Here is a 12868-nt window from a genome sequence, read left to right as displayed (position 1 = left end):
TCCAGTATATAGAAAAATGGTCTGCAAAATACAGACCATTTTTGACTAAGTCGAACTTTTCTTTACATTATTTGAATGTGGTCAACCTCAATTTCTGGCGTATTTCCACCTTCGTACTCTCCGAAAATTCTTACTTGAGTTTCATTATTAATCGGAGTTGTTAATCGTGCATCGTCCATATCTACCTGAATTTCAGCTTCACCATCACTGAAGATAAACTTATCGTCTCGAACTTGACGAACTAAATAGCCATCAACAATAACGTTTTTCTCAGTTAACATACTGGTATCGGTTAATAACTCAGTTACCGAGATTGTTTCAACAGGCCCTGTATATACTACGCTAGGCGCCTTAGAATCATGATGTCCATCATCTTTTGCTAGCACAAGAGTCGGAGTAAGAATTAATGCTGCTGCTAGAGTCAATACCGTTTTTTTCATAACTTGGTTCCTTTTAGAGTGCCTCTTTAGTTGTCGGTTGTTATTAAAGCGCAGTTAAGCTTAACCATTGCTGAGTGCGGCATTCATATTCCATTCACTGAGGTTTTTTAGGCTGTCGGTTGGGTCTAAGGAGTAAAAAAGGTAAACTTACCAAAGACTTCATAGCAATTTGAGAATATATGCGTCGCACTTCACAAGCTCTAATGGTTCAAGGAACAACTTCAGACGCAGGAAAAAGCGTCTTGGTGGCAGGATTATGCCGGGTACTCGCGCGGAAAGGGTTCAATGTTGCCCCATTCAAGCCACAAAATATGGCGTTGAACAGTGCCGTTACGAAGGATGGCGGTGAAATAGGTCGGGCGCAGGCTGTTCAAGCGCAGGCTGCTGGAGTTGATGCGACGGTGGATATGAACCCGGTTCTGATTAAACCCAACTCTGATACTGGTGCTCAAATCATTATTCAAGGCAAAGCATTTGCCAATATGGATGCAGTAGGGTTCCATGACTACAAAAAAGTGGCCATGCCTTATGTTCTAGACTCTTTTTCTAAACTAGCCGATCACTTCGATGTCATCATGATCGAAGGAGCTGGAAGCCCTGCAGAGATTAATCTTCGACAAAACGATATTGCCAATATGGGTTTTGCTGAAGAGGCCGATGTACCTGTAATTATTGTTGCGGACATCGACCGGGGGGGAGTATTCGCTCATTTGTACGGCACATTAGCATTGCTATCTGAGAGCGAACAGAATCGAGTCGTTGGTTTTGTTATTAACCGCTTTCGGGGCGACATTTCATTGCTAGAGCCAGGGCTTGAATGGTTAGAACAAAAAACAGGGAAGCCTGTAATTGGCGTAATCCCTTTTATACACGGACTTAATATCGAAGCAGAAGACGCCATCACTGCGGAGTATGTGACCGCCGAAACAACTAAACTAAGCGTCGTGGTTCCCATACTCACTCGTATTAGTAATCACACCGATTTTGACGCGCTCCGGTTGCATCCTGATATAGACTTTCGATACGTTGGTAAGGGAGAGCGAATCGATAATGCTGATTTGATTATTCTTCCGGGTACGAAATCTGTTAGAGATGACCTTAACTATCTGAGAGAGCAGGGGTGGGATAAGGATATCTATCGACATCTACGATTTGGCGGAAAGGTGATGGGAATCTGTGGTGGATTTCAAATATTAGGCAAGCACATTACCGATTCACTCGGTATCGAAGGAAAAGTCGGAACTAGTGACGGTTTAGCCTTACTTGATGTCGACACTGAACTACTCCCAGAGAAACAGCTGACCAATGTCAGTGGTGTGTTATCTCTTGAAGGTACAAGGGTTACTGTTTCTGGTTATGAAATACATGCGGGACAAAGCACAGTTTTAAGTCAGGCACTAATTGAACTCAGTGTTGGCACGAAAGATGGTGCAATTAGTGAGGATAATCAAGTAATTGGGACCTACCTTCATGGCATACTGGACTCTTCCGAATTTGTATCTTTATTGGTGCGCTGGGTAAACGGAGAGTCTGTTTCTAGTTATTCGATTAACGATGAAAAGGAACAAGCGCTGGATACGATAGCGGATGCTCTCGAAAACCACCTAGACCTTCGCCAACTCTGGCCAGACTTGGGTTTCACAAACTGATGAAAAAGTTATTAATTTCATTTTTAGTTACACTGTCACCAGTGACGTTAGCGGCAACGCTTAATATATACGCTGCGTCTTCTATGACGAATGCCGTTGATGAATTAGCCAATGAGTTTAATCAGCAATCAAATGTTGATGTAGTAAAGGTTTATGGTGGTTCTTCTTCTATAGCACGTCAGATTTACCAGGGCGCTCCAGCGGATCTGTTCATTTCTGCTAACGTTAAATGGGTGGACTATTTAATAAAGAAAGGGACAGTCGAAACAGAAAATGTATCCAATATTGCACAAAATCGACTGGTGTTAATCAAAAACAACGCCGTAACACATAAAAGTGCGTTTGTGTTCGATTCTGCGAAGAGTTGGGAGGAATGGTTAAATGGTGAGCGCTTGGCTATAGGGACAGTATCCTCTGTACCGGCCGGTATCTATGCCAAACAATCGCTCGAATCTTTAAATGTCTGGGCGTCTGTACGTTCTCATTTAGCACCAGTTAATAATGTTAGACAAGTATTAGCTTTGGTTGAGAGAAATGAGGCTCCATTAGGGATCGTCTATAAAACTGATGCGATGGCAAGCGATTCTGTTGAGGTAATTGGCGCTTTTCCTGATACGACCCACGATCCTATTATTTACCCACTAGTTAAATTGAATTCACGCCACGAGACCCAAGAATTTGTAGAGTTTATTAAGTCTCAGCCAGGCCAAAAAATCTTGGCCAAATACGGATTTTCGCCATTGGGTGGTAACCACTAAGTATGTTAACAGACTACGAAATCCAAGCATTACAGTTAAGCCTCAAAGTGGCTGGTGTAGCTATAGTCTGGCTTATTCCGATAGGAGTTTTTTTAGCGTGGATCTTAAGTAAGAAAGAGTTTTACGGCAAAAGCATTCTCGATAGCTTGATTCATCTTCCTCTGGTACTTCCTCCCGTGGTTATTGGTTATTTATTACTGATTTCTATGGGCAGACAAGGGTTCATTGGAAAATTCATTTATGATCTTACAGGCATCAGTTTCAGCTTTAGTTGGAGAGGAGCCGTCGTGGCTTGCATTATTGTATCTCTTCCCCTTATGGTTCGCTCTATTCGCCTCTCAATGGACAGCGTCGATCAAAAACTTGAGCAAGCTGCACGTACCCTTGGTGCTTCGCAAATCAAGGTTTTCTTTACCATCACTTTGCCTCTCGTCATTCCAGGAGTAATCAGTGGGACTATGCTCTCATTTGCTCGAAGTTTGGGGGAGTTCGGCGCAACAATAAGTTTTGTGTCAAATATCCCTGGGGAAACACAAACCATTCCACTCGCTATGTACAACTTCTTAGAGACCCCAGGTGCGGAAGATGCAGCTATGAGGCTATGTATTATCTCGATTGTTATTTCTCTAGCATCCCTCTATTTTGCAGAAGGACTAAATCGTTGGATGAGTAAGCGATTAGGTGTAGCGAAATGAATAGAATAAGTCTCGACGTAAAAAAGAACTTCTCTGATAGAAGCTTTCACTTAAAAACACAATTACCATCGAAGGGGATCACTGCCATATTTGGACGCTCCGGCGCTGGTAAAACGACGTTGATTAATTTGGTCAGCGGGCTTTTGACGCCGGACTCTGGCTTGATTAAAGTCGAAGACCGCATTTTGTTCGACTCAACCCTAAAGCTTGATGTTCCGATTGAAAGGAGACAAGTGGGTTACGTGTTCCAAGATGCAAGATTGTTTCCCCATATGACTGTTAATCGTAATTTGCGTTACGGCGTCACAGATGGCGACTCGGAGTATTTTAATGAAATTGTTGGACTTTTGGCTATTGGGGATTTGCTAAATCGTTATCCAAGTAGCCTGTCAGGGGGAGAGAAACAGCGTGTTGCAATCGGAAGAGCACTCCTAAGTAAACCACAAATTTTACTAATGGATGAGCCATTAGCGTCATTGGATATTTCTCGCAAACGTGAACTAATGCCGTTTTTAGAGAAACTATCGCACTCTATTGATATTCCAATCCTTTATGTCACTCATAGTTTGAATGAAATTCTTCGTCTTGCTCAGCATCTAGTAGTCATCGAAGATGGCAAAGTTGTGGAGAGTGATACCATCGAAAACGTTTGGAGTTCATCGATTATGCAGTCGTGGCAATCATTTTCAGATAGAAGCTCCTTGTTTAAGGGAGAGATCCTTGAACAAAATAATTATTACGGGCTGACGAAAGTAGCGTTAACAGAACAGCATTATTTGTGGGTTCAACATACAGAAGGTGTGATTGGTGAACATGTTCGATTAAGAGTTAGAGCTAGTGATGTATCCATCGCGCTAGAACGGCCAAATAAAACGTCTATCCGTAATATTTTATCTTGTACAGTGGGAGCTATTCACCTGGGAGGTAAAGGTACGTCAAGACAGAGCGTGGAAGTCATTCTCTCACTGACGAATCAACAAAAATTGATAGCAACAGTCACTCAATGGGCGATTGATGACCTGGCACTAGAAGTAGGCCAGAAAGTATATGCTCAAATAAAGGGCGTCAGTGTTTCTCAGAAAGACGTGGCGATTGAGCCGCAAATATAGAAAAGGTCGCTAACAAGCGACCTTTAAATGAGAACATGGTGTTTTATTTCTCAAATACTTCTTTGAAATCGCGCTTCAGAATAGCATCACGACGCGCTTTCTTAATCTGCTTAACCATATCACGAATACAATTGCTTAAAACTTTATCAAGCAGTTGAGCTCGATAGTCTTCTTTCTCTTCGTCAGTCATATCAGCAGGGAAGTCCATAGTTGTGAACTCTTCCATTGTGCTTACGCCCGCGAATGCTTGGCTAACTGAGATCAAAGCATGGAACTGCTCAAAGTTATCAAGGATATTCTGTGCACTGGCAGGTAATGTGTCCCAAGCTTCACGCACCGCTTCTTCAGTCACCTCGTGAATAGAGACCACCATGTTATGCAATTCTTCAGGCACGTCATCAAACGCGATGACTTGACGTAATTCTGGGGATACCAATTCTAGGTCAACTTTGGTTGCTTCGTTATTTTGTGTCTCAGACATACTACTATCTCAGTGTGTAAAATTGCGCTTATCCTAGGAGAAGCAATGTAAAAGTCAATAATAATCGAAGTCTCGGCAAAAATCCTCCCGATATTGGACAAATCAACCTTATCAATACGTTAAAACCTCGATTAAAGTGGGACTGGATGAATATTGTCCTAATATGTGTTATATCTGACTCATTAGGGTTGGCATGCAATTACAGGAAGGCTTATGACACCCATGGATTCTTCAATGAGAATTCTTCTCGTAGATGATGCGCAACTAGAACGGATGCAGCTTCAAATTCGACTGAAACAACTTGGCCATGTAGTAGAAGTTGCCGCGAGCGGAAGAGAGGCGCTAGCCTTATACCCATCATTTGATCCAGAACTTGTTCTCCTTGATATCTCAATGCCGGAAATGGACGGCTTTCAGGTGGCTGCGGAGATAAGAGAACGCTATCAAGCAGACTGGATTCCCATTATTTTTCTGAGCAGTCATGATGAACCTGAAATGATTGCAAAGGCTATAAGAGCGGGGGGTGATGACTACTTGGTTAAACCAGTTAATAAGATAGTCTTGCAATCTAAACTAGTCGCCATGCAACGTATAGCGGATATGCGTCGCGAACTGAAGCAAGCAAGTGCGCAACTAGAAGAGGCTAATAGGGCGTTGCAACACCAAGCAAATGAAGATGGACTGACTAAACTATTTAACCGTCGTTATATGGATGAAAAACTCACTGAGCTTATTCAATGGCACGGTCGTCATCAAATACCGCTCTCGGTTATTTTGATGGACGTCGATCACTTTAAGGCGTTCAATGATAATTATGGTCATACCGAAGGTGACCAGTGTTTAATCAATATAGCTCAGTTTCTCGATGTGATGTTTATTCGCAGTGGCGAGTATGTCGGCCGATATGGCGGTGAAGAATTTGTTATTGTACTCAGCAAATGTGACATTCATGAAGCGAAAGAGAATGCGGCTAGGGTTAGGGAAGGGATTTCTCAATTAAACATACCGCATCAGTTTTCCAATACAACGGACAGAGTTACGTTGTCACTTGGAGTGTTTAGTTTGGTTCCTACGGGTACAGAGACAATTAACGAGCTGTATGAAAGTGCTGACAAATTGCTTTATCAAGCAAAACGAACCGGTAGAAACAGGTATGTTTCCCAAATTGAAGGCGATATCATTAGTACAACGTCTTGAGTCTAGCGTAATATGCACGTTATGAACTCCTCAATTATTGAGGAGTTTTTTTATTTAGTTCTGTAGATAAATTCCTAAATTACAAACTGTTACCCACAAATATTCATTGTGGGGCTATTATTAATATATTTCTTCACTCGGTAAAAATCTGTGTCCAAGGCTCGTTTCGTTTCTTTGATGTGTTTGACAACTTTATCTTCCCAAAGTGTGGCTGAGCCTGAATTTCGTGACTTGTTTGAAGAAGATTTTGCAGCAGCTATCATTCTCACAGACAGTGATGCTCTAACATTAGGGTTCAAAGACTTTGATCCAAGCTCAGTGCTCAATATTGATAACGACGAAATAGGATCTCAAGAAGCACTTGATCGACGTAAGAATATTGCCGTTTCAGCATTGCCACTTACCTTTGCGTTAAATGATGATGATAGTTTCCAACAGAGGTTAACACTTAGGTTTTCAGCGCTTAGAATTGAAGACCAAATCCTAGATGCACCAGACAATCATACCAAATATGTTTTGGGAGCTTTTACGGGCTATGAACAAGAAATACAGTTCTCTAAACACTGGACATTTGAGACAGGTATAGGTGCACACCTTCAATACCTTCACAGTGACTATGATTTTCAATCCTCTTATTCAAAACTATTTCAACCGTTCCTAGATGGCAAAGTGGTCAATACGTCTGCGTGGGCGGCGAGTCTACAGCCTAAAGTCGGCTTCAACTACCACAAATACAAACCTTGGGGGGAAGTGAAGTTTAATTCAACCTTCAACTATTTCTCAGGGGTAGGTTGGGGAAAGGCAAATGATGGGGATGTCGGAACGCCTGAAGGTTGGTATTGGTCAAATGAAGCGAAATTGTTTTATGACGTAACTGATTGGGGGCGTTCAGTTCAGACTATCTACACAAGTCTTAGGCGAGTGGATATTGGCGGAGATACAGTCGGTATGCTTGGATCCCCTCATTACTACGAAGGAACGGTTGGCTGGCTAATGACGCCTCCGTTTAAAATTGAGTTTGTTGATAATATTGGGATAGGGCTAAGTATTAACTATGGGAGTGATCTGAAAGGCGGTAGCATTGTGCTGTTTTTCAACCAAGATTAGTTCACTAAGATAGCATCAACGGGCGCACTGAACTTGGTTTCGCCCTTTTTCTTTGGCGCTGTACAACGCTTTATCGGCTTTCTTTAAAACTTCTTCTGGCTTTCTTGTTGCTTTGCTATCTGCTGCACCAATACTTACAGTGATGCTGACTGTTGAACCTTTGCTATTCGCGTTACGTTGTTTTGCGCCTTTTTTGTTGTCATTTGGGCGTTCGGCGTTATTTCTAATTACCATTTCATAATCGGCTATCTTCTCTCTAAGTTCATCAAGATAGACTTTACTGTCCTTGGCTGTTTTACCCTTAAACAGAATTGTAAATTCTTCGCCGCCATATCGATAGACTCGTGCGTTACCGCCAACAGATAACATTCGTGAAGCAACCAGCTTTAGTACATCGTCACCGGTATCGTGACCATAGGTATCATTAAATTTCTTAAAATGATCAACATCTAACATAGCAACAGTAAACTTCCTGCCCAAATGTTTCATATCCATTTCTAAAGCGCGACGACCAGGAATATTCGTGAGTCGATCATTGAATGCCATTTGATGACTGGCAGAAATAACATAAATAATGACTAAAACACCCGCTAAAGAAAATAGGGTGCTAGACATATGCGGGACATGAAAGAAAATGAATGTGCTGCTCGCAAGCAAAATACTGGTATACACAACAGCATCTATTGGGCGATTGTAATTTAATAAGAAAATACCCGTTGCTCCAGTTATAGCTAGGCTATACAAAACTAAAACCAAAGGTAAACGCGAGATTTCGGGGATCGCTAAGAGTAGATCACTGTCAAAATGGTTAAAGCCACCAGTAGCGAAGTGGCTCAATATCAAATAGCTCCACAGTAAAAAGCTCATAACAATCGCAGAGAAAAGGTACATTCCCTTGCTTAACACCCCAGTGTCTGGAAATAAAAACGCAAGACAGCAAGCAACAGGCAGTAGAAGGCTTAACAAGGAGAGTTCTAAAAGAGTTGTACCAGTTGATAACGGAGTTTGTAATCTAAATTGAATGACGCCGTATGCCAACAACATAGAAAGCGCCACCATAGCAATGCGCGATTGCTTAAAGCTGTGACTCAGTGCGAAAGCAGTACCAAACAAAATGTAGGGCAAGTTTGTCACAAAGCCTGAGTTGGCTTGAGTTGCTGCAATGATATGATTTAAGCCTACGAGTATACCCGCAATCATGATAAGGGGAATAAATAGCCGGAACAGATTTGAGCTAGCAAAAGAGGTCGACATTAACGATATGACTCAGAGACTTGGCAGTAGATTATAGTTCAACATCTTAGGATACGGTAATTTGATGTTTTGCCAAGTGATTTGTTAATGGGAGACTCAAAACTCACACCATTTTCTCAAACTTAATAAAAATCGCTTCAATAATTTAATGAGTTTATAAAACCTAACGCCTATACAGGCGAAGGCAGAAGCAACGCAAACTGTAAACAAGATTCACTTTCCATACGCTAATGGTTGACCAAGCGCTCCAAACCCTACAACATGAATCAATCCATATAGAAAGAGGAAAAAAAGTGGGATTCTTCTCTAAGTTATTTGGTGGCGCTAAGGCTGCCGAGCCAAAAATCGTTGAGCCAGTAGAGTACAAAGGCTTTTTGATCTACCAAGAAGCATTGGCTGAAGGTGGTCAATACAGGGTTGCTGGCAGAATTACGAAGCAATTAGGTGATGAAACAAAAGAGCATCGTTTTATTCGCTCTGATGTGGTTGGGTCTGAGTCTGATGCGAATGAGCTGATGTTGAAAAAAGCACAAATGTTCATCGACCAAATGGGAGACAGTATTTTCTAACGTCAACCCAGCCACCAATATACTGATGTCGATTGATGAAGATTTATTCTGGCAAGACCAGTATTAGTTGTTTGATTTAATTGATGTTGGTCATCTGCTTGCAGCATTTATTGTCATAATATGACCTACCTACACGAAATTCCTCTGCGAAAGCGTATTATAGCACTGGTAAGACCTCTATATTGAGGGTTTCGTGTGGTTTTTTTACTAAAGATGCCTGTTTAAAAGTCATTACGTTCAGTTATATGTAATGAAATATTGTTTTTTTATTACAAATTGCTTGATGTTGTGCACTTGGTTGGTTAAAAAAGAACAATACTTCTGCCAATAGTTAAGGAATAGCTATGCAAATTGGTGTGCCAAAAGAAATTCTCGCGGGAGAAACGCGAGTCGCTGCGACGCCCAAGTCGGTTGAGCAGTTACTAAAATTGGGGTTTGATGTCTCAATAGAATCACAAGCGGGTCTGCTTGCGAGTTTTGACGATTCAGCTTATGAAGCCGCTGGAGCAACCATCACTTCTTCAAAGGAAGTATGGGAGTCGGATTTAGTGCTAAAAGTAAATGCGCCTACTGATGAGGAAATTGCCTTCCTTAAAGATGGAGCGAGTTTAGTAAGCTTTATATGGCCTGCCCAGAATCCAGAGTTAATGGAAAAGCTTTCAAGTAAGAACATTAACGTGATGGCTATGGATTCGGTACCGCGAATCTCTCGTGCACAGGCTTTAGATGCATTAAGCTCCATGGCCAATATTGCTGGTTATAGAGCGGTCGTTGAAGCAGCACATGAATTTGGACGCTTCTTTACTGGTCAAATTACCGCTGCTGGTAAAGTGCCACCCGCTAAAGTGCTGGTAGCTGGGGCTGGGGTTGCTGGCTTAGCTGCGATCGGCGCTGCAGGTAGTCTTGGCGCAATCGTTCGTTCATTCGACGTGCGTCCAGAGGTAAAAGAGCAAGTAGAGTCGATGGGTGCAGAGTTCTTGGAAGTTGATTACCAAGAAAACTCGGGCTCAGGTGATGGCTACGCGAAAGAAATGTCAGATGAATTCAACAAAAAAGCAGCTGAACTCTACATGGAGCAAGCGAAAGATGTTGATATCATTATTACCACGGCATTGATTCCTGGTCGACCAGCTCCAAAGCTGGTAACAAAGGAAATGGTTGATGCAATGAAGCCTGGCAGCGTTATCGTTGATTTAGCTGCAGCGAATGGTGGTAACTGCGAATACACTGTTGCTGACCAAGTGGTGACAACAGAGAACGGTGTTAAAGTTATCGGTTATACAGACATGGTAGGCCGCCTTCCAACTCAATCTTCTCAGCTCTATGCGACTAACCTAGTCAATCTTCTAAAACTTCTTTGTAAAGAGAAAGATGGCAATATTGACATCGATTTTGAAGACGTTGTACTTCGCGGTGTAACCGTAGTTAAAGAAGGTGAGGTCACATGGCCAGCACCGCCAATTCAAGTCTCTGCTCAACCAGCTCCGGCAAAAGTAGAAGTAGCCAAACCTGCGGAAAAAGCAGAAGAGCCAACGTCACCAGTGAAAAAGCTGCTGGGTCTTGCTGCTGCCGTTGGTGTATTTGGTTGGGTTGCTTCTGTTGCACCGGCCGCGTTTTTATCTCACTTTACAGTCTTCGTATTGGCGTGTGTAGTAGGTTATTACGTGGTATGGAACGTCACACATGCACTACATACACCACTCATGTCGGTAACTAACGCGATTTCAGGGATTATCGTTGTAGGTGCACTTCTTCAAATTGGACAAGGAAGTGGCGTTGTCACGTTTTTATCCTTTATCGCGGTATTAATAGCAAGCATCAACATTTTTGGTGGCTTTACCGTAACCAAGCGCATGCTTGAAATGTTCCGTAAAGATAAATAGGAGGCAACATGTCTGCAGGATTAGTACAAGCAGCATACATTGTTGCTGCATTATTTTTCATTATGAGTTTAGCGGGTCTGTCTAAGCAGACCTCAGCACGTGCTGGTAACTATTACGGCATCGCTGGTATGGCAATCGCGTTAATTGCGACTATTTTCAGTCCTGATGCGCAAGGCTTCGGCTGGGTTATTGTAGCAATGGTAATCGGTGGGGCGATTGGTATTTTCTACGCACGTAAAGTAGAAATGACTGAAATGCCCGAGCTAGTAGCAATTCTTCACAGCTTCGTAGGTTTAGCGGCTGTTCTTGTTGGTTACAATAGCTATATTGATCCACCGGCAATCGCTAACGTTGAAATGCTTTCTGAAGCCGAAGTTCATGCTCATCATGTAATTCACATGGTAGAAGTCTTCTTAGGCGTGTTTATCGGTGCAGTAACCTTTACAGGTTCTATAGTTGCATTCGGTAAATTACGCGGGGTTATTTCATCATCGCCACTTAATATTCCCCACAAACACAAACTCAACCTTGCTGCGATTGTTGTCTCAACCTTGCTGATGATCTACTTCGTGAAAGCAGACGGCAGCATGTTTGCTCTAATTGTGATGACACTGATTGCCTTCGCATTCGGTTATCACTTGGTTGCCTCCATTGGTGGCGCAGATATGCCAGTAGTCGTTTCAATGCTTAACTCATATTCAGGTTGGGCAGCAGCGGCAGCTGGTTTCATGTTAGCAAACGACCTGCTCATCGTTACAGGTGCATTGGTCGGATCGTCAGGTGCAATCCTTTCTTACATCATGTGTAAAGCGATGAACCGCTCGTTCGTGAGCGTTATTGCCGGCGGATTCGGTCAAGAAGTCGTTATTTCAAGCGATGAAGAGCAAGGTGAACATCGCGAGACATCGGCTGAAGATGTTGCCGATATGCTCAAAAATAGCAAGTCAGTTATTATTACTCCTGGATACGGTATGGCGGTGGCTCAGGCTCAGTATCCAGTGCATGAAATTACTGAAAAATTGCGTGCTCAAGGCGTAGAGGTGCGTTTTGGTATTCACCCTGTCGCTGGCCGTTTGCCTGGACATATGAACGTTCTATTGGCAGAAGCGAAAGTACCTTATGATATCGTTCTGGAAATGGATGAAATCAACGATGACTTTAGCGAAACTGATACGGTCCTAGTTATTGGTGCAAATGACACGGTTAACCCAGCAGCTCTTGAAGATCCAAATAGTCCTATTGCTGGTATGCCAGTTCTAGAGGTATGGAATGCGCAGAATGTAATTGTGTTTAAGCGCTCGATGAATACCGGTTATGCGGGTGTGCAAAACCCACTGTTCTTTAAAGAAAACACCTCGATGCTTTTCGGTGATGCGAAAGAGAGTGTGGACGCTATTTCCAAAGCGCTTTAGAGCCCAATCAAAAATAAAAAAGCCAGCATAAGCTGGCTTTTTTTGTGTTCGGTTATAACTACTATAACCTATAGAACCTCGGTTAACTTGTAGTCTTTGAATTGATCTAAGCCTAACCACTCTGTAGGAACAGCACTTCAATTAGGGGACTCCGATGATAAAATCTTTTGTTTGCTTTACAGTCTTTGCCGCGATTATGTCAGTTGGAATAGTGAACTATGCAAAGGACTCTAAATCTTATTATCTAGTTCATAAAACTCATCTCGCCGATATCACGTCAACGCTCGATAAACGACACGAAGCCTGTACACAGT

At 42.5% G+C, this 12868-nt stretch carries 12 protein-coding genes; 9 read left to right on the top strand and 3 right to left on the bottom strand.

The window, feature by feature from the left end:
- Positions 1-62 precede the first annotated feature (62 nt).
- The gene (locus VME0621_RS01385; RefSeq protein WP_062461566.1) at positions 63-440 is read right to left on the bottom strand and encodes a YgiW/YdeI family stress tolerance OB fold protein; all 378 of its coding nucleotides are present in this window, start codon (positions 438-440) and stop codon (positions 63-65) included.
- Positions 441-619: 179 nt separating this feature from the next.
- On the opposite strand from VME0621_RS01385, the gene VME0621_RS01380 reads away from it, so the two are divergent.
- Genes VME0621_RS01380 through modC form a run of 4 tightly spaced genes read left to right on the top strand, consistent with a single transcriptional unit; the run spans position 620 to position 4651 of the window.
- Positions 620-2089, top strand: a complete 1470-nt coding sequence (locus tag VME0621_RS01380) for a cobyric acid synthase (RefSeq protein WP_062461564.1) — start codon at positions 620-622, stop codon at positions 2087-2089.
- Positions 2089-2847 (top strand): molybdate ABC transporter substrate-binding protein, encoded by a 759-nt coding sequence (gene modA, locus VME0621_RS01375; protein WP_038226838.1) that lies wholly within the window; start codon positions 2089-2091, stop codon positions 2845-2847. Before VME0621_RS01380 ends, modA begins: the two co-directional genes overlap by 1 nt.
- Positions 2848-2849: 2 nt before the next feature.
- Positions 2850-3542 (top strand): molybdate ABC transporter permease subunit, encoded by a 693-nt coding sequence (gene modB / locus VME0621_RS01370; protein WP_038226841.1) that lies wholly within the window; start codon positions 2850-2852, stop codon positions 3540-3542.
- Complete coding sequence (gene modC / locus VME0621_RS01365) at positions 3539-4651, top strand: molybdenum ABC transporter ATP-binding protein ModC (protein WP_062461561.1); 1113 nt, start codon at positions 3539-3541, stop codon at positions 4649-4651. Before modB ends, modC begins: the two co-directional genes overlap by 4 nt.
- Positions 4652-4694: 43 nt before the next feature.
- Here modC and VME0621_RS01360 read toward each other — a convergent pair whose 3' ends face one another.
- Positions 4695-5132 carry a DUF3069 domain-containing protein gene (locus tag VME0621_RS01360; RefSeq protein ID WP_038226845.1) on the bottom strand — a complete coding sequence of 146 codons (438 nt, stop codon included), beginning with the start codon at positions 5130-5132 and terminating at the stop codon, positions 4695-4697.
- A gap of 234 nt (positions 5133-5366) precedes the next feature.
- Between VME0621_RS01360 and VME0621_RS01355 the strand changes: the two genes are divergently transcribed.
- Entirely contained in the window at positions 5367-6329 is a 963-nt protein-coding gene (locus tag VME0621_RS01355) for a GGDEF domain-containing protein (RefSeq protein ID WP_096443838.1), read from the top strand.
- Between the two features lie 177 nt (positions 6330-6506).
- Complete coding sequence (locus tag VME0621_RS01350; RefSeq protein ID WP_062461555.1) at positions 6507-7436, top strand: Solitary outer membrane autotransporter beta-barrel domain; 930 nt, start codon at positions 6507-6509, stop codon at positions 7434-7436.
- 15 nt (positions 7437-7451) lie between these two features.
- Here VME0621_RS01350 and VME0621_RS01345 read toward each other — a convergent pair whose 3' ends face one another.
- Complete coding sequence (locus VME0621_RS01345) at positions 7452-8690, bottom strand: GGDEF domain-containing protein (protein WP_038226851.1); 1239 nt, start codon at positions 8688-8690, stop codon at positions 7452-7454.
- A 293-nt stretch (positions 8691-8983) separates the two neighbouring features.
- On the opposite strand from VME0621_RS01345, the gene VME0621_RS01340 reads away from it, so the two are divergent.
- The 3 genes from VME0621_RS01340 to pntB all read left to right on the top strand — a co-directional run bounded on the left by VME0621_RS01340 (position 8984) and on the right by pntB (position 12554).
- Positions 8984-9259, top strand: a complete 276-nt coding sequence (locus tag VME0621_RS01340) for an HlyU family transcriptional regulator (RefSeq protein ID WP_062461592.1) — start codon at positions 8984-8986, stop codon at positions 9257-9259.
- Between the two features lie 344 nt (positions 9260-9603).
- Positions 9604-11142, top strand: coding sequence for a Re/Si-specific NAD(P)(+) transhydrogenase subunit alpha (gene pntA / locus VME0621_RS01335; protein WP_038226853.1), 1539 nt, complete (start codon positions 9604-9606; stop codon positions 11140-11142).
- An 8-nt stretch (positions 11143-11150) separates the two neighbouring features.
- Positions 11151-12554 (top strand): Re/Si-specific NAD(P)(+) transhydrogenase subunit beta, encoded by a 1404-nt coding sequence (pntB, locus tag VME0621_RS01330; RefSeq protein WP_006072736.1) that lies wholly within the window; start codon positions 11151-11153, stop codon positions 12552-12554.
- Positions 12555-12868: the final 314 nt, after the last annotated feature.

Source organism: Vibrio mediterranei (assembly GCF_900088415.1).
GTDB lineage: Bacteria > Pseudomonadota > Gammaproteobacteria > Enterobacterales > Vibrionaceae > Vibrio > Vibrio mediterranei.
Note: the sequence above shows the minus strand (reverse complement) of the source record. Positions and strands in the feature narration are given on the sequence as shown.